The 20,273-nt window shown below is 61.8% G+C and carries 18 protein-coding genes; 7 read left to right on the top strand and 11 right to left on the bottom strand.

What is annotated here, in order from left to right; genetic code table 11:
* Positions 1 to 18: 18 nt before the first annotated feature.
* Complete coding sequence (gene argE, locus L6D63_RS06875; RefSeq protein ID WP_131670655.1) at positions 19 to 1,164, bottom strand: acetylornithine deacetylase; 1,146 nt, start codon at positions 1,162 to 1,164, stop codon at positions 19 to 21.
* A gap of 155 nt (positions 1,165 to 1,319) precedes the next feature.
* Here argE and L6D63_RS06870 point away from each other — a divergent pair, with 155 nt between their 5' ends.
* Positions 1,320 to 2,690, top strand: a complete 1,371-nt coding sequence (locus L6D63_RS06870; protein WP_131670656.1) for a CYTH domain-containing protein — start codon at positions 1,320 to 1,322, stop codon at positions 2,688 to 2,690.
* Between the two features lie 115 nt (positions 2,691 to 2,805).
* On the opposite strand, the gene L6D63_RS06865 is transcribed toward L6D63_RS06870, so the two are convergent.
* The gene (locus L6D63_RS06865) at positions 2,806 to 3,276 is read right to left on the bottom strand and encodes an Lrp/AsnC family transcriptional regulator (protein WP_025112016.1); all 471 of its coding nucleotides are present in this window, start codon (positions 3,274 to 3,276) and stop codon (positions 2,806 to 2,808) included.
* A 127-nt stretch (positions 3,277 to 3,403) separates the two neighbouring features.
* Here L6D63_RS06865 and L6D63_RS06860 point away from each other — a divergent pair, with 127 nt between their 5' ends.
* The 3 genes from L6D63_RS06860 to L6D63_RS06850 all read left to right on the top strand — a co-directional run bounded on the left by L6D63_RS06860 (position 3,404) and on the right by L6D63_RS06850 (position 6,003).
* Positions 3,404 to 3,742: a hypothetical protein gene (locus L6D63_RS06860; RefSeq protein ID WP_047297208.1), complete on the top strand. Its 339-nt coding sequence runs from the start codon at positions 3,404 to 3,406 to the stop codon at positions 3,740 to 3,742.
* A 90-nt stretch (positions 3,743 to 3,832) separates the two neighbouring features.
* Positions 3,833 to 5,617, top strand: coding sequence for a type IV pilus assembly ATPase TfpB (gene tfpB, locus L6D63_RS06855; protein ID WP_131670657.1), 1,785 nt, complete (start codon positions 3,833 to 3,835; stop codon positions 5,615 to 5,617).
* A gap of 65 nt (positions 5,618 to 5,682) precedes the next feature.
* Positions 5,683 to 6,003 (top strand): DUF2388 domain-containing protein, encoded by a 321-nt coding sequence (locus tag L6D63_RS06850; protein ID WP_169843014.1) that lies wholly within the window; start codon positions 5,683 to 5,685, stop codon positions 6,001 to 6,003.
* A gap of 188 nt (positions 6,004 to 6,191) precedes the next feature.
* Here the strand turns inward: L6D63_RS06850 and gcvP are convergent, their stop codons facing one another.
* Positions 6,192 to 9,065, bottom strand: coding sequence for an aminomethyl-transferring glycine dehydrogenase (gene gcvP, locus L6D63_RS06845; protein WP_131670658.1), 2,874 nt, complete (start codon positions 9,063 to 9,065; stop codon positions 6,192 to 6,194).
* Positions 9,066 to 9,221: 156 nt separating this feature from the next.
* Here gcvP and L6D63_RS06840 point away from each other — a divergent pair, with 156 nt between their 5' ends.
* A complete protein-coding gene (locus L6D63_RS06840; RefSeq protein WP_131670659.1) occupies positions 9,222 to 10,361 on the top strand; it encodes a DegT/DnrJ/EryC1/StrS family aminotransferase in 1,140 nt (379 codons plus the stop codon).
* A gap of 103 nt (positions 10,362 to 10,464) precedes the next feature.
* Here L6D63_RS06840 and gcvH read toward each other — a convergent pair whose 3' ends face one another.
* From gcvH to L6D63_RS06800, 8 genes are all read right to left on the bottom strand, one after another.
* Complete coding sequence (gene gcvH, locus L6D63_RS06835) at positions 10,465 to 10,848, bottom strand: glycine cleavage system protein GcvH (protein WP_041072090.1); 384 nt, start codon at positions 10,846 to 10,848, stop codon at positions 10,465 to 10,467.
* 48 nt (positions 10,849 to 10,896) lie between these two features.
* Positions 10,897 to 11,979, bottom strand: a complete 1,083-nt coding sequence (gene gcvT, locus L6D63_RS06830) for a glycine cleavage system aminomethyltransferase GcvT (RefSeq protein WP_047297212.1) — start codon at positions 11,977 to 11,979, stop codon at positions 10,897 to 10,899.
* Positions 11,980 to 12,135: 156 nt separating this feature from the next.
* A complete protein-coding gene (locus L6D63_RS06825) occupies positions 12,136 to 13,752 on the bottom strand; it encodes an ABC transporter permease (protein WP_121182544.1) in 1,617 nt (538 codons plus the stop codon).
* Between the two features lie 199 nt (positions 13,753 to 13,951).
* On the bottom strand, positions 13,952 to 14,956 hold the full coding sequence (locus L6D63_RS06820; protein ID WP_047297214.1) for an extracellular solute-binding protein: 1,005 nt from the start codon (positions 14,954 to 14,956) through the stop codon (positions 13,952 to 13,954).
* 215 nt (positions 14,957 to 15,171) lie between these two features.
* Complete coding sequence (locus L6D63_RS06815; RefSeq protein WP_236170294.1) at positions 15,172 to 16,389, bottom strand: 2-octaprenyl-3-methyl-6-methoxy-1,4-benzoquinol hydroxylase; 1,218 nt, start codon at positions 16,387 to 16,389, stop codon at positions 15,172 to 15,174.
* 109 nt (positions 16,390 to 16,498) lie between these two features.
* Positions 16,499 to 17,686, bottom strand: coding sequence for a 2-octaprenyl-6-methoxyphenyl hydroxylase (gene ubiH, locus L6D63_RS06810; RefSeq protein ID WP_095668056.1), 1,188 nt, complete (start codon positions 17,684 to 17,686; stop codon positions 16,499 to 16,501).
* Positions 17,683 to 19,017 carry a Xaa-Pro aminopeptidase gene (gene pepP / locus L6D63_RS06805; protein ID WP_131670661.1) on the bottom strand — a complete coding sequence of 445 codons (1,335 nt, stop codon included), beginning with the start codon at positions 19,015 to 19,017 and terminating at the stop codon, positions 17,683 to 17,685. The genes ubiH and pepP overlap by 4 nt, the downstream gene beginning before the upstream one ends.
* Positions 19,018 to 19,044: 27 nt before the next feature.
* Positions 19,045 to 19,605: a YecA/YgfB family protein gene (locus tag L6D63_RS06800; RefSeq protein WP_131670662.1), complete on the bottom strand. Its 561-nt coding sequence runs from the start codon at positions 19,603 to 19,605 to the stop codon at positions 19,045 to 19,047.
* Between the two features lie 130 nt (positions 19,606 to 19,735).
* On the opposite strand from L6D63_RS06800, the gene L6D63_RS06795 reads away from it, so the two are divergent.
* Positions 19,736 to 19,945, top strand: a complete 210-nt coding sequence (locus L6D63_RS06795) for a TIGR02449 family protein (protein ID WP_025112001.1) — start codon at positions 19,736 to 19,738, stop codon at positions 19,943 to 19,945.
* On the top strand, positions 19,942 to 20,259 hold the full coding sequence (locus L6D63_RS06790; protein ID WP_008055229.1) for a cell division protein ZapA: 318 nt from the start codon (positions 19,942 to 19,944) through the stop codon (positions 20,257 to 20,259). The genes L6D63_RS06795 and L6D63_RS06790 overlap by 4 nt, the downstream gene beginning before the upstream one ends.
* The last annotated feature ends 14 nt before the right edge of the window (positions 20,260 to 20,273 follow it).

The following is a 20,273-nucleotide window of genomic DNA, read 5'->3' as shown; positions in this document are numbered from 1 at the left end:
CGCCTACAAGGGATGTGTTCAATTCTTCAGGCAGTAATGTTCAACCAACTGCCGCAATAGATGCACGGTAGGCTGCAAACGTGACATTTCGAGGTATTCGCCGGGCTGGTGGGCACAGGCGATGTCGCCGGGACCGAGCACGATGGTTTCGCAGCCAAGGCGCTGAAGATAAGGCGCTTCGGTGCCAAACGCCACTGTTTCGGCACGATGGCCGGTGAGCTTTTCGGCGATGCGTACCAATTCGGCGTCTTCGGCTTGTTCGAACGGCGGTACTTCCGGGAACAACGGTTTGTAATCGATCTTCACCTGGTGCCGCTCGGCCACGGGATTGAGCTTGCGCAGGATCTCCGCACGCAGCACTTTCGGGTCCATGCCCGGCAACGGACGCAGGTCGAACTCCAGCGAACACTGGCCACAGATGCGATTCGGGTTGTCGCCGCCATGAATACAACCGAAGTTCATCGTCGGTTGCGGCACACTGAACTGCGGATTGTTGAATTCACGCTGCCACAACAGGCGCAAACCGCGCAGCTCGCCGATGGCATCGTGCATCGCTTCGAGTGCACTGTGCCCCAAACGCGGATCCGACGAATGGCCGCTTTGTCCGAGGATATCGATGCGCTCCATCATGATGCCCTTGTGCATGCGAATCGGCTTGAGCCCGGTCGGCTCGCCGATCACCGCCGCACGGCCCAGCGGCTTGCCGGCCTCGGCCAGGGCGCGGGCACCGGACATCGAACTTTCTTCATCACAGGTGGCGAGAATCAGCAGCGGTTGCTTGAACGGTTGATCGAGCAGCGGCTGCACGGCCTCGATGATCAGCGCGAAAAAGCCCTTCATGTCGCAACTGCCCAGCCCGACCCAGCGGCCGTCAACTTCGGTGAGCTTCAGCGGATCGGTCTGCCACAGCGCATCGTCATAAGGCACGGTATCGCTGTGCCCGGCCAGGACCAGGCCGCCGGGGCCGCTGCCGAAAGTGGCGAGCAGGTTGAATTTGCCGGGGCTGACCTGCTGGATGTCGCAACTGAAGCCCAGATCACCCAGCCAGCCGGCGAGCAAATCGATCACCGCCCGGTTGGACTGATCCAGGCCCGGTTGGGTGCAGCTGACCGACGGTGCGGCGATCAGTGCAGCGAACTGGTCTTGCATAGACGGCAAAGGCATCGCTGACTCCAACTCCGATTTGAAGTCCATCATAGAGCCATCCGGCGCCAGGAATAAACCGCCGCAGGGCGTAGGAAGTTTGAGTCCTGTACACTGCACGGCCTTGGCAGCCACACATTCCCCCGGCTGCGCTCCCGATCCTGGATTTTCCGGCCATGCAGAAAGAAACCGAAATCAAACTCCGCGTCAGCCGCGAAACCCTCGCCGCCCTGCGCGAGCACCCGCTACTGAAAAAACGCAACAAAAATGGCTGGGAACGCCGTGAGTTGATGAACCAGTACTTCGACACCCCCGAGCGTGACCTGGCCCAGGCCAAAGTCGCCCTGCGCCTGCGCAAGGACGGTGACGAAGTGATTCAGACCCTCAAGACCCGCGGCCAGAGCGTTGCCGGTCTGTCCGAGCGTAATGAATACGACTGGAAGTTGCCCAAAGCCAAGCTCGACGTGAAGAAACTCGACGGCGAATGCTGGCCCGAGTCGCTGGCCGAGCTGGACAAAAAAACCCTGAAACCGATTTTCACCACCGATTTCGTCCGCGAGCGTGCGGAAATCGCCTGGGGCCGCGGCAAGGCCAAAGTGGTCATCGAAGCTGCGCTGGACCTCGGTCATGTGGTGGTCGGCAAACAGAAAGAAGAAATCTGCGAGCTGGAACTGGAACTGCGCGAAGGCGAGCCGGCCGCACTGCTGGAACTGGCCGCCGAGCTGGCCGAAACCCTGGCCCTGATGCCGTGCGACATCAGCAAGGCCGAGCGCGGCTACCGTCTGTACGACGCCAACAGCTACTCGCTGAGCCTGCCGGCGCCGCAACTGACCCCGGAAACCCCACTCGACGACGCCTTCGCCGCACTGGCCTGGCACTTGCTCGGCAGCAGCCAGCGTCTGGCCGAACAATATCGCTTCAATGGCCACTGGCGCCTGCTGCAGGACTGGGTCGAGAACCTCGCCGAAATGCGCGCCCTGCTCAGCAGCCTCGGCCAGGCCGCACCGCGTTCGGCCACTCACGACCTGCGCGTGGCGCTGGACGCATTGCTTGAAGACTGGCGCCCGCTGGTTCAGGTCGGCATCGAAGACGAAGACGTACGCAAGGCGGCGCCGGAGCAATTCCTCGAAGAACTGGAAGACCCGCGCTGGGGCCTGTTCTCGCTGACCGCATCACGCTGGCTGCTGGCCCGCGCCTGGACCGCCGAGCGCAACACCCGCGGCAACCGCCAGGGCGCCGCGCAATTGCACAGCTGGCTGCCGCGCCTGCTGGGCGAAGAAGCCACCTCCCTGCAATTGCAGCGCTATCAGCAGCAACCGGAAGATCTGGCCGAACAACTGCCGCGCATCGAGCGCATCCAGGTATGGCTGCACCACGCGCGCAACGTGCTGGAGATCGCGGAAATGGATCGCCTGTACGGCGAACTGAACAAACTGGCACAACTGGCCAATGAGCCGACGATCACTGACGAACTGCTCGATGCGCGCAAGCAGCAGGCGATTGCGGTTTATCAGAATCGTGCGTGGAAAATGCTGCTGCGTATGTGATGACTGTGTGGTGAGGGGATTCATCCCCGATGGACTGCGCAGCAGTCCCTGCTTTCGACTAAAGCGGGGCCGCTTCGCGACCCATCGGGGATAAATCCCCTCGCCACAGAGGCCATCAGCGCATTACCGGCAGGCTGGTGGTGGACTTGATCTCCGACAGCGCCACAATCGAATTCACTTCCTGAATCCCCGGCACCAGCGACAGCTTCTCGAAGAAAAACCGCTCATACGCCTCGATGTCCGCCGCGACAATCCGCAACAGAAAATCTACCGCGCCCATCAGCACGTAGCACTCCAGAACCTCCGGAAAACCGCGAATCGCCTCGGTGAATTCGGTGAAGTTCGACCGCCCGTGGGCGTTGAGCTTGATTTCGGCGAAGATCTGCGTGTTCAGGCCGATCTTCTTGCGATCAAGCAAGGTCACCTGACCGCGAATAATCCCCTCCTCCTTCATTCGCTGAATACGCCGCCAGCACGGTGACTGCGACAGGCCCACCTGCTCGGCGATCTGAGCGCTGGACAAGGAAGCGTCCTCTTGCAGCAGGGCGAGAATCCTGCGGTCGTAGCTGTCCAGCTCGCTGTGCATAGAAAAACCTCAAATATGAATTAATGCGAATCAAACCGGTCGATCATTCGCCAATCACATCGATCTTAGCCAAGAAATGCCCGGCACCGAATGTAAAAATTTCTCCAGTGTTTTTTGGAGACTCGCCATGCCGCACCTCGAAGCCGTGAATACCGCACCAACCCGGGCCGATGTCTGGAACGTCAACAACAGCCATTGCCTGGCGCAGTATCAGATCCTCGCCGAAGCCGAGCCGGATCTGCTGGTGCGGGTGCTGAACCTGTTCGCGCTGCAGTTCCTGACGCCTGAACAGGTCAATGTGCAGCGGATGGACGACTTGATGTCGATCGACATCGTCATGGGTGGTTTCAGTTGGCATCGCGCCCAAGTGATTGCGGAAAAACTTCGTAACCTGATCAGCGTCTGCTCGGTCAACCTGCAAAACGCCGACACGACGTGGGATACGCCCGCGCAAGCGGTTGGCTGAAAAATCCGGCAACGGCTTTGTCGGGTAGTGGCCCAACGGTCTGCGGGGCCACGACTATCCTTTGCGAACTGTCGTTCAAAAGGAGCCTGCATGTCCGTTCAACTCGCCACTCAGGACCGCTGGCTGGATCTCAACGATGTGTTGCGTGAATTGGTCGCCCAAGGCTTCATCAGCCAGGATTCGGCGGAGCAGGCGCTCAACGCCCGGCGCCGCCACGCGACCCACGGCCAGCAGCACCCGCTGGAGTTCATTTCCAGCCAGCAGCTGGATGACCTCAGCCGTCCGGGTAAACATCTGGATCTGGAAAGCCTGACCTTGTGGCTGGCGCAGCAGGCCGGCCAGCCGTACATGCGTATCGACCCGTTGAAGATCAACGTCGCCGCCATCACCCCGCTGATGTCCTACGCGTTTGCCCAGCGGCACAGGATTCTTGCGGTGGCGGTCGACCGCGACGCCGTGGTCGTGGCCAGTGCCCAGCCCTACGTCACCGCTTGGGAAGCCGACCTGACTCACGTGCTGAAGCTGCCGATCAAACGGGTGGTCGCCAACCCGGTGGACATCCAGCGCTTCAGCGTCGAGTTCTTCCGCCTCGCCAAATCGGTCAGCGGCGCCAGCAATGCCGATCAGCAAAGCGGCAACCTCGGCAACTTTGAACAACTGCTCAACCTCGGCGCCAGCGATCAGGAGCCGGACGCCAACGACGCACACATCGTCAACATCGTCGACTGGCTGTTCCAGTACGCCTTCCAGCAACGCGCCAGCGATATTCATATCGAACCGCGCCGCGAACAAGGCACCGTGCGCTTTCGCATCGATGGCGTGTTGCACAACGTCTATCAATTCCCGCCGCAGGTGACCATGGCGATCGTCAGCCGCCTGAAAAGCCTCGGGCGGATGAACGTCGCCGAGAAGCGCAAACCCCAGGACGGCCGGGTCAAGACCAAGACCCCCGACGGCGGCGAGGTGGAACTGCGGCTCTCGACGCTGCCCACCGCATTTGGCGAAAAAATGGTCATGCGGATCTTTGACCCGGAAGTGTTGCTCAAGGACTTCGATCAGTTGGGCTTTTCTGCCGATGACCTTCGCCGCTGGCAGGACATGACCCGCCAGCCCAACGGCATCATCCTGGTCACCGGGCCGACCGGTTCGGGCAAGACCACCACGCTCTACACCACGCTGAAGAAACTGGCGACGCCGGAGATCAACCTCTGCACCATCGAAGACCCGATCGAAATGGTCGAGCCGGCGTTCAATCAGATGCAGGTGCAGCACAACATCGACCTGAGTTTCGCCGCCGGGGTGCGTGCGTTGATGCGACAGGACCCGGACATCATCATGATCGGCGAGATCCGCGACCTGGAAACCGCGGAAATGGCGATTCAGGCGGCACTCACTGGCCACCTGGTGCTGTCGACCCTGCACACCAACGATGCCCCCAGTGCCATCAGCCGGTTACTCGAACTCGGCGTGCCGCACTATCTGATCAAGGCCACGGTGCTCGGGGTCATGGCCCAGCGTCTGGTGCGTACCCTGTGCCCGCACTGCAAGGCGCCGCTGACGCTGGAAGAGGAGGACTGGCAGACCCTGACCCGCCCGTGGCAGGCGCCGCTGCCGGGCAATGCGCAACGGGCGATCGGCTGCCTGGAGTGCCGCGACACCGGTTATCGCGGCCGCGCCGGGGTTTACGAAATCATGCAACTGAGCGACAGCCTCAAAACCCTCATCACCCCGGACACCGACCTTACCTCCATCCGACGGCAAGCCTTCAAGGAAGGTATGCGCAGCCTGCGCCTTTCAGGTGCGCAGAAGGTCGCGGCAGGGCTGACCACCCTTGAAGAGGTGCTGCGGGTGACACCGCAGAGCGAGCAGAAATAGGCCGCTACGGAACCGGACCGGGGAATCGTTATCCAACGCCGTAGTTAACCCCCAGGAGTCACTCAATCATGCGTCTCAAACTTGCTGTCGCCACCCTTGCCTTGCTGTCCCTTCCCGTTGGTTCAGCGATGGCCGACAGCTTTTGGCGTAACGTCATTTCGTCCGGCGCCACCACCGGTTCGACCTACCTGACCTTCAAGGATCACAAGCTGATCGTTGCCGCGCAGGACGACGCCGGCAGCTTCGTCGCCAGCGATGGCGGCATTCGTGGGCCATACCTGGAAGCAGCCATGCAGAAAGTCCGCGCCGACAATCCGGGCCTGCAGGCCACGGACATGGAACTGGCGAATGCGATTCTGGCGAAGAACGCAGTGGCTTCCGAGTAAACCGGGCGCCAACAAAAATGCCGCTCGATCGAGCGGCATTTTTTTGCCCGTAATGTCGAATTCACCACAACCTCTGTGGGAGCGAGCCTGCTCGCGAATAAAGTGGGTCAGATACATGTTTGTCTTCTGACACGACGCCTTCGCGAGCAGGCTCGCTCCCACATTTGGGCGGTTGTACAACCTGGAAATCAGCGGTAATCGTCCACCGGGACGCAGGCGCAAAACAGATTGCGGTCGCCATAAACGTTATCCACCCGATTCACTGCCGGCCAATACTTGTGCGCCTTAGTGTGCGCATCCGGGGTGATGCCCTGCTCGATGCTGTAAGGCCGCTCCCAGACTCCGGTGACATCGGCCAAGGTATGCGGCGCACGCTTGAGCGGGTTGTCTTCCGCCGGCCAGTTGCCGTTCTGCACTTCGGTGATTTCTGCACGGATGCTCAGCATGGCGCCGATAAACCGGTCCAGTTCGGCCTTGGATTCGCTCTCGGTCGGCTCGACCATCAACGTCCCCGGCACCGGGAATGACATGGTTGGCGCGTGAAAGCCGTAATCCATCAGGCGCTTGGCGACGTCTTCTTCGCTGATCCCGGTCTGCGCCTTCAACGGCCGCAGATCGAGAATGCATTCATGGGCCACCCGCCCGTTGCGCCCGGTATACAGCACCGGAAATGCGCCGGATAAATGCTGGGCCAGATAGTTCGCCGCGAGGATTGCCACTTCGCTGGCATCCGCCAATTGCGGCCCCATCATTGCGATGTACATCCAGCTGATCGGCAAAATACTCGCACTGCCCCACGGCGCCGCACTGACCGCGCCATTCTGCGGCAGCGGGCCGTCAATCGGCACGACCGGATGACTGGCGACGAACGGCGCCAGGTGCGCGCGAATGCCGATCGGCCCCATGCCCGGCCCGCCACCGCCATGGGGAATGCAGAACGTCTTGTGCAGGTTCATGTGCGACACATCGGCGCCGATGTCCGCCGGCCGCGCCAGCCCGACCTGCGCGTTGAGATTGGCGCCGTCCATATACACCTGCCCGCCGTGCTGGTGGATAACTTCGCAGATCTCGCTGATGCCTTCCTCGTACACGCCATGGGTCGACGGATAGGTCGCCATCAGGCACGACAACTTGTCCCCCGCCTCGGCCGCCCTGGTTTTCAGGTCGTCCAGATCGACGTTGCCGGCCTCGTCGCATTCGACGATCACCACGCGCATCCCGGCCATCTGCGCCGAGGCCGGGTTGGTGCCGTGGGCCGAGGACGGAATCAGGCAAATATCCCGTGCGCCCTGCTGCCGGCTCTCGTGATATTTGCGAATCGCCAGCAGCCCGGCGTACTCGCCCTGAGCCCCGGAGTTGGGCTGCATGCAGATCGCATCGAACCCGGTGATCGCGCACAGCCAGCGCTGCAGTTCTTCGATCATCAAGGTGTATCCGACTGCCTGCTCCCGAGGCGCGAACGGGTGCAGATTGGCGAACTGCGGCCAGGTGATCGGGATCATCTCACTGGTGGCGTTGAGCTTCATGGTGCAGGAACCCAACGGGATCATCGACTGGTTGAGCGCCAGATCCTTGTTCTCCAGTTGCTTGAGGTAGCGCAGCATCTCGGTTTCGCTGTGATGTGCGTTGAACACCGGATGGCGCAAGTAAGGCGTCTTGCGCTGGAGGCTGTCGGGGATGCCTGAAACCAACGTTTCTGCATCGAGTTGCTCGACGTTTAAACCATGATCGGCACCGAGCAGCACGTCGAACAGTTTGGCCACCGTGCTTTCATCGCACGTCTCGTCGAGGCTCAACCCGACTCGACCACGGCCGAGAATCCGCAGATTGATCTGCGCAGCCCTGGCGCTGTCGATGATTGCGCTCTGCGCGCCGCCGACCTCCAGCGTGAGAGTGTCGAAAAACTGCCCGTTGACTCGCGCAATACCATGGCGTTCAAGGCCTGCCGCCAGAATGCAGGTCAGCCGATGCACCCTCTGCGCTATCCGTTTCAAGCCTTGCGGCCCGTGATACACCGCGTAGCAACTGGCGATGTTGGCCAGCAGCACCTGCGCGGTGCAGATGTTCGAATTGGCCTTCTCGCGGCGAATATGTTGCTCGCGGGTTTGCAGGGCCATGCGCAACGCGACATTGCCACGAGCGTCTTTCGACACGCCGATGATCCGTCCGGGAATCGCCCGTTTGTACGCCTCACGGCTGGCGAAAAACGCCGCGTGCGGGCCACCGTAGCCCATTGGCACGCCAAAGCGTTGGGATGATCCGAACACCACGTCAGCGCCCAGTTCACCCGGTGGCGTCAGCAGCAACAGACTCAGCAGATCCGTAGCGACGCAGGCCAGCGCCTGCTGCGCGTGCAGTTGATCGATGACCGGGCGCAAATCACGAATCTCGCCGTGGGTGTCGGGATACTGCAGCAATGCGCCGAACACCTGATGCTGGCTGAGGTTATCCACAGCGTCGACGATCAGCTCAAAGCCGAAGCCTTCGGCGCGGGTCTGCACCACGGAAATGGTCTGCGGATGACAGTTTTCGTCGACGAAGAACAGATTGCTCTTCGACTTCGCCACGCGTTTAGCCAGGGCCATGGCTTCCGCCGCAGCGGTAGCTTCGTCGAGCAACGAGGCGTTGGCCAGTTCCAGCCCGGTGAGGTCGATGGTCAGTTGCTGGAAATTCAGCAGCGCCTCAAGACGGCCCTGGGCAATCTCCGGTTGATACGGGGTGTACGCGGTGTACCAACCAGGATTTTCCAGCACGTTACGCAGAATGACGGTCGGCGTCAGCGTGCCGTAGTAGCCCATGCCGATCAGACTGGTCCACACCTGATTCTGCTCGGCGTAACCGCGCAGTTTGGCCAGCGCCGCCTGCTCGTCGAGGGCCGGCGGCAAGTCCAGCGCCCGGTTCAGGCGAATGCCCGGCGGCACCGTCTGCTCGATCAGTTCGACCCGGCTGCCGAGGCCCAGGCTATCGAGCATCGCCTGTTGTTCGGCGGCATCGGGACCCAAATGGCGGCGCAGGAAGGCTTCGGGGTCGCGTAACTGGCTCAAGGATGGCAACTGGGACATGACAGGCTCTCTCTTGGCTGGCGCTCGGCGTCAATGCAACACGGTCAAACCAGCATAGCAGCCGATCCCGACGCGCACGGCTTGGCGGCGCCGGGTGTTCCGGGGCATGCTGTAGCGCCTGCATCAGGCGTCCAACTTGCGGATGATCGAACCCTCATGAGCCAACTGCCGTTCCTGCCGTTTTCCAAACCTGTCATCGATGAAGCCACGATTGCCGCCGTCGGCGATGTACTGCGCTCCGGCTGGATCACCAGCGGGCCGAAGGTACAGGCCTTTGAAGCACAGCTGTCGGAATACTTCGGCGGGCGCCCGGTGCGCACGTTCAACTCCGGCACCTGCACCATGGAAATCGCCCTGCGCATCGCCGGCATCGGCCCGGGTGACGAAGTGATCACCACGCCGATTTCCTGGGTCGCCACCGCCAACGTGATCCTCGAAGTCGGCGCCACGCCGGTGTTCGCCGACATCGACCCGGTGACCCGCAACATTGATCTGGACAAGCTCGAAGCAGCGATCACCCCGCGCACCAAAGCGCTGATTCCGGTGTACCTCGCAGGCCTGCCGGTGGACATGGATCGGCTATATGCCATCGCGCGCAAACACAATCTGCGGATTGTCGAAGACGCCGCGCAGGCGTTGGGTTCGAGCTGGAACGGCCAGCGCATCGGCGCCACTGGCGACTTCGTGTCGTTCAGTTTCCAGACCAACAAGAACGTGACCTGCTCCGAAGGCGGCTGTCTGGTGCTGAACACTGCGGAAGAAGCGCGGCTGGCGGAGAAATATCGCCTGCAAGGCGTGACCCGCAACGGCTTCGACGGTCTCGACGTTGATGTGCTCGGCGGCAAGTTCAACATGACCGACGTCGCCGCGACCATCGGTCTGGGCCAATTCGCCCATATCGAGGCGCTGACCGCCCATCGTCAGGAACTGGCCCGTCATTACTTCAAATGCTTTGGCGATGACTTCGAAGTGACCTCTGGCGCACAACTGCCGCCAGCGGATTTCACCCACAGCAACTGGCATCTGTTCCAGCTGGTCCTGCCGGAGCGCAAGGACGGCTTGCCGGCGCGGGCCACGTTCATGGAACAGATGCAGGCCAAAGGCATCGGCATCGGCTATCACTACCCGCCGATTCACTTGTTGAGTCTGTACCGCGAGCGCGGTTTCAAGGAAGGGATGTTGCCGGTGGCCGAACGGGTCGGACGATTGATTGTGTCGTTGCCGATGTTCACCAGCATGACCAAGGACGACGTCGAGCGTTCAGTGGCGGCAGTCAAAGCCGTATTGAAGCCCTGAACCGCCATGCCTGTAGGAGCTGCCGCAGGCTGCGATCTTTTGATCTTGCTTCAAAAACAAAATCAAAAGATCGCAGCCTGCGGCAGCTCCTACAGAGCGAGGATTATTCGCCGATTGCAGCCTTGTAGCCGGCGGCGTCCAGCAGCTTGTCCAGATCAGCAGCGTTGGCTGGCTTGAGCTTGAAGATCCACGCCCCGTACGGATCGGAGTTCAGCAATTCCGGAGAGCCGCTCAGCTCTTCGTTGACGGCGATGACTTCGCCGGCAATCGGCGAGTAGATATCGGAGGCCGCTTTCACCGACTCAACCACGCCAGCTTGATCCTCAGCAGCAAACACCTTGCCCACTTCAGTCAACTCGACGAACACCACATCGCCCAGTGCTTCCTGCGCGTGATCGCTGATGCCCACGGTAACGGTGCCGTCGGCTTCCAGACGCGCCCACTCATGACTTTCGGCAAAACGCAGTTCGGCGGGGATATTGCTCATGCTTGGTGTCCTCAAAAAATTGTCAGCGGTCAGGCCCGCCGGAAAAGGTTAGATCAAGGTTTTGCCATGGCGCACGAAGGTCGGTTTGACCACTCGTACCGGATACCACTTGCCACGGATTTCCACTTCGGCGCGGTCGGCGGTGGCCATCGGTACACGCGCCAGGGCAATCGATTTGCTCAGCGTAGGAGAGAAACTACCACTGGTGATCTCTCCTTCGCCAACATCGGCGATACGAACCACCTGATGGGCGCGTAAAACACCGCGTTCCTCAAGCACCAGCCCCACCAGTTTGTGCGCAACGCCGGCGGCTTTTTCCGCTTCCAGCGCAGCACGCCCGATGAACTGCCGCGAGGCCGGTTCCCAGGCGATGCTCCAGGCCATATTGGACGCCAGCGGCGAGACATCCTGATGAATGTCCTGGCCGTAGAGGTTCATCCCTGCCTCGACCCGTAGCGTGTCGCGGGCGCCGAGGCCGATCGGCGAAATGCCGGCACCGACCAGATCGTTGAAAAATCCCGGCGCTTGCTCGGCCGGCAAGGCGATTTCCAGGCCATCCTCACCGGTATATCCGGTGCGGGCGATGAACCAGTCGCCATCGACGTGAGCTTCGAACGGTTTGAGATGTTTGATCAGTTCGGCGCGGGACTGGGTCACCAGTTCGGCAATTTTCTGCCGGGCCTGCGGGCCTTGAATGGCGAGCATCGCCAGATCCTGACGCTCATGCAATTGCACGTCGTAACCGGCGACCTGCGCCTGCATCCACGCCAGATCCTGGTCGCGAGTGGAGGCGTTGAATACCAGACGATAACGGTCTTCGAGGCGATAGACGATCATGTCGTCGACGATGCCGCCACGCTCGTTGAGCATCGTGCTGTAGAGCGCGCGGCCGGGGCGATGCAGGCGCTCGACGTCATTGGCCAGCAAATGCTGCAGCCAGGCCTTGGCCTGGACACCGGCGACATCGATCACGGTCATGTGGGAAACATCGAACACCCCGCAATCGCGGCGCACCTCATGGTGTTCCTCGACCTGCGAGCCGTAATGCAGTGGCATGTCCCAACCGCCAAAATCGACCATCTTCGCGCCGAGGGCGAGATGCAGGTCATACAGAGGCGTACGCTGTCCCATGGGTTTCTCCTTCCGGGCGTGGCGAAGGTGCGGACAGCCGCTGTACGGGATGAAAGCCGCGAAATAGAAGGCTTTCAGCCGATTTCAGCGAACGGGTCTGTCAGACGAACCGCACCGAATGCCGCGCATTGTAGCCGCATGATTCAGGACTCACTACTAAGTGTTTCGGTGCGCCGAGCGGCGGATCAGGCCAATGACCGGTAACAGGCCGACCAACACCAAGGTCAGCGCCGGCAGCGACGCCCGTGCCCACTCGCCCTCGCTGGTCATTTCGAAGATCCGCACCGCCAGCGTGTCCCAGCCAAACGGGCGCATCAGCAGGGTCGCGGGCATTTCCTTGAGCACATCGACGAACACCAGCAACGCCGCGCTCAACGTGCCAGGCAGCAACAGCGGAAGATACACTTTGAAAAACAGTCGCGGCCCACTGACCCCCAGACTACGTGCTGCTTCGGGCAATGAAGGCCGTATACGCGCCAGACTGTTTTCCAGCGGCCCGTACGCCACGGCGATGAAACGCACCAGATAGGCCATCAGCAACGCCGCCAGACTGCCCAGCAGCAGCGGCTTGCCGGCGCCACCGAGCCAGCCCGACAGCGGAATCACCAGTTCGCGATCGAGATAACTGAACGCCAGCATGATCGACACCGCCAGCACCGAACCCGGCAACGCATAACCGAGATTGGCCAGACTGACTCCGGAACGGATCGCCCGGGTCGGCGCCAGTCGTCGGGCAAAAGCCAGCAGCAGCGCGACGCTGACGGTGATCAAGGCTGCCATGCCACCCAGGTACAAGGTGTGCAGGATCAGTCCGGCGTAGCGCTCATCGAGATCAAAGCGCCCGCGCTGCCAGAACCACACAATGAGTTGCAGGACTGGAATCACGAACGCACAGGCAAAGACCAGAGCGCACCAGCCGGTCGCCGCGAACGCCTTGAGTCCCTGCAAGTGATACAGCGCCTTGACCCGCGGCCGTTCGTTGCTCGCCCGGTTGGCGCCACGCGCACGCCGCTCGCCGTAAAGCACCAGCATCACCACCAATAGCAACAGGCTCGCCAGTTGCGCCGCGCTTGGCAAACTGAAGAAGCCGTACCAGGTCTTGTAGATCGCGGTAGTGAAGGTGTCGAAGTTGAACACAGACACCGCGCCGAAATCCGCCAGGGTTTCCATCAGCGCCAGCGCCACACCGGCACCGATCGCTGGCCGCGCCATCGGCAACGCCACCCGCCAGAACGCCTGCCAGGGCGATTGCCCGAGGACCCGCGCCGCTTCCATCAGGCCTTTGCCCTGCGCCAGGAACGCGGTGCGCGCCAGCAGGTAGACGTAGGGATAAAAAACCAGCACCAGCACCACAATCACCCCGCCGGTGGAACGTACCCGTGGCAGACGCAAGCCGCTGCCGAACCACTCACGCAACAGGGTTTGCACCGGGCCGGCGAAGTCCAGCAGGCCGACGAAGACGAACGCCAGCACGTAGGCCGGAATGGCGAACGGCAGCATCAGCGCCCAGTCGAGCCAGCGCCGCCCGGGGAATTCGCAGAGGCTGGTGAGCCATGCCAGACTGACGCCGAGCAGCGTCACGCCGACGCCAACGCCCAGCACCAGCGTCAGGGTATTGCCCAGCAGGCGCGGCATCTGGGTTTGCCACAGGTGCGACCAGATTTGCTGATCAATGGTCTGCCACGACAGCAGCAGGACACTCAGGGGCAGCAGCACCAGCGCGGCAATGGCGAGGACGATGGGGTACCAGCGGCGTTGGGCGGGGTGGGCCAAGGGGGTTCTCTAATAAATCGTGGGTCGGCGCAAGAGTAATGCCAGCCCCAATTGTGGCGAGGGGATTTATCCCCGATCGGATGCGCAGCATTCTTAAAAACTATGCCCGCGGTGTATCAGTACGCTTTGATTAAGGGCATTGGGGGTGCTTCGCACCCCATCGGGGATAAATCCCCTCGCCACAGGATATACCCAGGTTTTAGTTCCAGCCCGCACGATCCATCATGCGGATCGCTTCAGCCTGTCGCTTGCCCGCCACTTCCACCGGCAAGGTGTCAGCGACGAACTTGCCCCACGCCGCCACTTCCTCCGAAGGTGCCACCGCCGGGTTGGCCGGGAATTCCTGGTTCACGTCGGCGAAGATTTTCTGCGCTTCAGGTGTGGTCATCCATTCGACCAGCGCCTTGGCTGCCTCCGGGTGCGGTGCATGTTGGGTCAGGCCGATACCGGACAGGTTGACATGCACGCCACGATCGGCCTGATTCGGCCAGAACAGTTTTACCGGCAGGTCCGGTTTCTGCTTGTGCAGGCGACCATAGTAGTAGGTGTTGACGATGCCGACGTCGCACTGCCCGGCGTTGATCGCTTCCAGCACCGCGACGTCGTCGGAGAACACATCGGTGGACAGGTTGTTGACCCAGCCTTTGAGGATCTTCTCGGTCTTCTCGGCGCCGTGCACTTCGATCATGGTCGCGGTCAGCGACTGGTTGTAGACCTTCTTCGCCGTGCGCAGGCACAGGCGTCCTTCCCAATTCTTGTCGGCCAGCGCTTCGTAGGTGGTCAGTTCGCCCGGCTTAACGCGCTCGGTGGAGTAAGCGATGGTCCGCGCGCGCAGGCTCAGGCCGGTCCAGGCATGGGTGGACGAACGGTATTGCGCGGGAATATTGGCGTCGATGGTCTTCGAGGTGAACGGCTGCAGGATGCCCATCTGTTCGGCTTGCCAGAGGTTGCCGGCATCGACGGTGAGCAGCAGGTCGGCGCTGGCGTTTGCACCTTCGGCCTTGATCCGCTGCATCAGCGGCGCTTCCTTGTCGGTGATGAACTTGATCTTCACCCCAGTTTTCGCGGTGTAGGCGTCGAACACCGGTTTGATCAGCTCATCGATACGCGAGGAGTAGACCACCACCTCGTCGGCGGCCTGGGCGGTAGTGCTGCCGATCAGGGTCAGGGCCAGTGCAGTCAGAAGACGCTTGGGTGCCAACATGGGAGTGATCTCTCGGTCGGAAAATGTGGGCCAAATGATAAGGACTCACATTTACCACCTCAATCGAACTCTTTTCCAAGGAGTTACCAGATGTTGCACAGGGCAACACACCCCCTGTAGGAGCTGCCGAGTGAAACGAGGCTGCGATCTTTTGATCTTAAAACAAGATCAAAAGATCGCAGCCTTCGGCAGCTCCTACAGGGAGCGTTATCGACTCAGGGTTTGGCGAGCGCGGGGAGGTCGCCTGTGAGGCCAAGTGCTTCACGAACAAAGAGAGCCTTGGCCTCGGGCATCTGCTCCACCAGCTTCAACCCGGCGTTGCGCAACCAGCGCACTGGCAACGGGTCGGCCTGGAACAAGCGTTCGAAGCCCTCCATCGCCGCCATCAGCGCGAGGTTGTGCGGCATGCGCCGACGCTCGTAACGACTCAGCACTTTCACGTCCGCCAGCCGTTCGCCACGTTCCGCAGCTTGCAGCAGCACTTCAGCCAGCACCGCCGCATCAAGGAAACCCAGGTTGACGCCCTGCCCGGCCAACGGGTGAATGGTGTGCGCCGCATCGCCGATCAACGCCAACCCTTCGGCGACGTAGCGCTTGGCATGCCGTTGACGCAACGGCACGCACAACCGTGGGTCAGCGCTTAGCACTTCGCCCAGGCAACCTTCGAACGCACGCTCCAGTTCTCGGCAGAACGCGGCTTCATCCAGCGCCATCAGGCGTTCGGCTTCACTCGGCGTGGTCGACCAGACAATCGAGCACCAGTCTTGCTGCCCGTCACGCTCCAGCGGCAGAAACGCCAGCGGCCCGTGATCAGTAAAACGCTGCCACGCGGTCATCCGATGCGGCCTGCTGCTGCGCACACTGGTGACGATGGCGTGGTGCAGGTAATCCCACTCGCGGGTGGCGACGCCGGTCAGGCGACGTACCGCCGAATTGGCGCCGTCCGCCGCAATCACCAGCGGCGCACGCAACTGGCGACCGTCGGCCAGAGTCAGCAGCCAGTCGTCACCGGAGCGGCGCATCTGTTCCAGCCGTGCGTTGGCCAGCATACCCAGATCGCAATCGTGCAAACGATCGAGCAAGGCATCCTGCACCACGCGGTTTTCGACGATATGTCCCAGCACATCGGCGTGCACACTGCTCGCCGAGAAATGAATCTGCCCGGTGCCGCTGCCGTCCCACACATGCATGTCGGTGTACGGGCTGCTGCGGCGTTTGGCGATACCGTCCCACACGCCAAGGCGTTCGAGTATCCGCTGGCTGGCCGCCGACAAGGCGCTCACTCGCGGCTCAAACGCTGCGGCGGCGTCGAACGGTTTGACGCTCAGCGGGCTGCCATCGAGCAGCAGCACTTCAAGGCCACTGTCCTGCAACGCCAGCGCGATGGCGCTGCCAACCATTCCGGCTCCGACAATCAGCAGATCTGCGCGCATTTCCATGCTTTAAGCCTGTCTCGCTGGCGGCATGCGCCGCCCGTAAAGGGTTTTAGCGAGCGCGCCAGTGGGCGGCGCGCTGCTGAAAGTGAAAGTGACGATCCGCCGCTCAAGCATCCGGCCGCGTCCCCAGCCCCATGGCCTGACGGGCAAACCAGCGCTTGGCCGGTGGCAGCAGATCGAGACCGAGCAAGCCAATGTTGCGCCCCAGCGACACCAGCGGCTGGGTGCTGCCGAACAGGCGGGTGACCTGATCGGAGAAGCCTACTGTAAGGTCCTGATCCAGCCGCTGGCGCTCGCGATAGGCCTGCAACGTGGCGAAGTCGCCCAGCGGCTGGTCGCTGGCGAGCAGTGCGGCGGCCAAGGCATCGGCATCACGCAGGGACAGGTTGAAACCCTGCCCGGCAATCGGGTGCAGGCTGTGTGCAGCGTTGCCGAGTACGGCCAGATGCGAGCGCACCTGCTCTTCGGCCTCGACCAGCGACAACGGGTACAGATGCCGCGCGCCAACCTGTTTCAGGGTGCCGAGGCGGTAGCCGAATACGCCCTGCAGTTCGCTGAGGAAATCGCGCTCGCTCAAATCGGCCAAACGCTGCGCGTCCATGCCCAGGCGGGTCCAGACCAGTGCGCAACGGTTGTCCGGCAGCGGCAGCAAGGCCATCGGCCCTTCGTCGGTGAAGCGCTCGAAGGCCATGCCGTTGTGCGCCTCGCTCGGGGTGATGTTGGCGATCAGCGCGCTCTGGTTGTACGGACGCTTGCGTACGTTGATGCCCAACTGCTCGCGCAGACCGGAGCGGCCACCATCGGCCAGCACCGCCAGATCACATTCGAGCGTGGTTTCATCGTTGAGGGTCAGGCGATAGCCGTCAGCCAGCGGCTCCATGCGCGTGACTTCCGCCGGGCAACGCCAGCTGATCACGTCTTTATCGAGGTGCTGCCACAGGCACTGGCCGAGCCAGGCGTTTTCCACCACGTAACCCAAGGCCGGCACGCCCTCTTCCATCGCCGACAGACGGGCAGTGGAGAAGCGGCCACGGTCGGAGACGTGAATCTGTTTGATCGGCTCGGCGCGGCGGGAAATCTCCTGCCACACACCCAGCCGCTGGTAGATCTGCCGCGAACCGAAGGACAGCGCCGATGAACGGGCGTCGTAGCTTGGCTGCCAGCTGTCGCCGGGGGCGAACGGTTCGATCAGGACGATTTTCCAGCCGCGCGCCTTGGCCCCGGCCTGCAAGGCCAGCGCCAGACTGGCGCCGACCAGGCCGCCGCCGATGATTGCCAGATTGACTCGACTCATGCCGCGTGGGTCCGTGCTTGCGCCATCAGCGCTTCAATCTCGGCGACGGTTTTCGGTACGCCGCTGGTGAATATTTCACAACCGGTTTTGGTCACTACCACGTCATCCTCGATGCGCACGCCAATGCCGCGCCATTTCTTTGCTACGTTCTGGTTGTCCGGGGCGATGTAGATGCCCGGCTCCACGGTCAGCGCCATGCCGACCTCCAGCACCCGCCATTCGCCGCCGACCTTGTATTCGCCGACGTCGTGTACATCCATGCCCAGCCAGTGCCCGGCACGGTGCATGTAAAACGCCTTGTAAGCTTCGGTCGCGATCAATTCGTCGACCTCGCCTTGCAGCAATCCAAGTTTTACCAGCCCCGTGGTAATCACCCGAACCGTGGCTTCGTGCGCCTGATTCCAGTTTTTGTTCGGGGCGATTTCAGCGAATGCGGCTTCCTGCGAGGCCAGCACCAACTCGTAAATCGCTTTTTGCTCTGGCGAGAACTTGCCGTTGACCGGCCAGGTGCGAGTGATGTCGCTGGCGTAGCAGTCGATTTCGCAACCGGCGTCGATCAATACCAGATCGCCGTCCTTGAGCAGCGCGTCATTCTGCTGGTAATGCAGGATGCAGCTGTTGCGTCCGGCGGCGACAATCGAGCCGTAAGCCGGCATCTTCGCCCCGCCCTTGCGAAACTCGTAATCGAGTTCGGCTTCAAGGCTGTACTCGTACAAACCCGGCCGACTGGCCTGCATCGCCCGGATGTGGGCCTGAGCGGAAATCCGCGCTGCTTCGCGCATCACCTTCACTTCTGCCGCCGATTTATACAGGCGCATGTCGTGCAGCAGGTGATCCAGGGCAACGAATTCGTTCGGTGGCTGGGCGCCGAGGTGCGCCTTGGAGCGGATCACGTTGATCCAGTCCATCAGGTGCCGGTCGAACTCCGGGTTGCTGCCCATCGCCGAATACACCCGGTCGCGGCCTTCGATCAGGCCCGGCAGGATGTCGTCGATGTCGGTAATCGGGAACGCGTCGTCGGCGCCGTAATCACGGATCGCGCCTTCCTGCCCGGCGCGCAGGCCGTCCCACAACTCACGCTCGGCGTTGCGTTCACGGCAGAACAGCACGTACTCGCCATGCTCGCGGCCGGGCATCAGGACGATGACCGCCTGCGGTTCGGGGAATCCACTGAGGTACTGAAAGTCGCTGTCCTGACGATAGACATGCTCGACGTCGCGGTTGCGGATCGCCACCGCGGCGGCGGGCAGGATCGCGATGCTGTTGGGTTCCATCTGCGCCATCAGGGCCTTGCGGCGACGGCTGTATTCCGCTTTGGGGATATGGGTCATGGGCAGATGGCTTTCCCTGGCACGCGATTAATGCAGCGACGGCTTGGCGGCTGGCGGCACGTCGGCTTTCCTGGTTTCCGAGAACAGCAGCAGCGGCGCGACGCGCAGGTATTCCATGACTTCCATGTAGTCGGTTTCGCCGTCTTCGGACTCTTCCAGGGCATCTTGTACCTGGGAAATCGCCGCCAGATCCTGCAGCACTTCGGTAGCTTCGGTGCTGAGCATGCTGCTGTCGCGGCAGTTCAGGCCGAAACCGCTGAGGAAGCCTTGGCACCATTGGCCCAGTGCAGCAGCGCGGTCGGCCAGCGGCGCGTCATCGGTCGGCAGCAGCAGGACGACGGTCACGTCGCTGCCGGTCAACTCACCCTTGACCATTTCTTGCAGGCCGATCAGGGCGTTGCGGACGTTGTCCTGGATATCGCCTTCGAGCAGTTCGGCGGCGTCGATCAACCAGCCTTCGTTATCGAAGCCGGCGCTGGCGCAGCTGCGGCCGAGCAGCAGGCCATGCAGTTCGGCAGGCGAGACGTTGTGGCCGCTGGCAGTCAGCAGGGTGGCAAAGGCTTGGTACGGGGAATTCGCAATGGTCATGGGCAGCTAGGCGCCAGACGGCGCTATGTCTAGAATGAAGGCCTTGTATCCTACATCGACAGACTCGCCAAGACTATTAAAGGCTGTCCGCCAGCTATCCCATCAGACAGACTCCGACTCAGTGGACACAATGGAAGACACCGACCTGCAAGCGCTGATGGCCAGACTCGAACTGCTGATTAGTCGAGTGGAGCAACTTAAGAGTCAAAACGCACTCTTACTAGCTCAGGAAAAGACCTGGCGCGAGGAACGCGCTCACCTCATTGAAAAAAACGAAATCGCCCGGCGTAAGGTCGAATCGATGATTTCGCGCCTCAAGGCCCTGGAGCAAGACTCATGAGTTCAAGCAATAGCGTTACCGTGCAGATCCTCGACAAAGAATATTCGATCATCTGCCCCCAGGAAGAACGCAGCAATCTGGTCAGCGCCGCCCGCTACCTGGACGGCAAGATGCGCGAGATCCGCAGCAGCGGCAAAGTCATCGGCGCCGACCGTATCGCCGTGATGGCCGCGCTGAACATCACCCACGACCTCTTGCACAAAGAAGAGCGCCCGGACATCCAGGCCAGCGGCTCGACCCGTGAACAGGTGCGCGACTTGCTCGATCGTGTCGATCTGGTGCTGGCGACCGATCCGGACGTCACCAAGGGCTGATTCGCCGGGCCGCT

Origin of the sequence: Pseudomonas parakoreensis, assembly GCF_021602155.1 — a bacterium.
Classification (GTDB): Bacteria; Pseudomonadota; Gammaproteobacteria; order Pseudomonadales; family Pseudomonadaceae; genus Aquipseudomonas; species Aquipseudomonas parakoreensis.
This window is presented reverse-complemented; position numbering and strand designations above follow the sequence as displayed.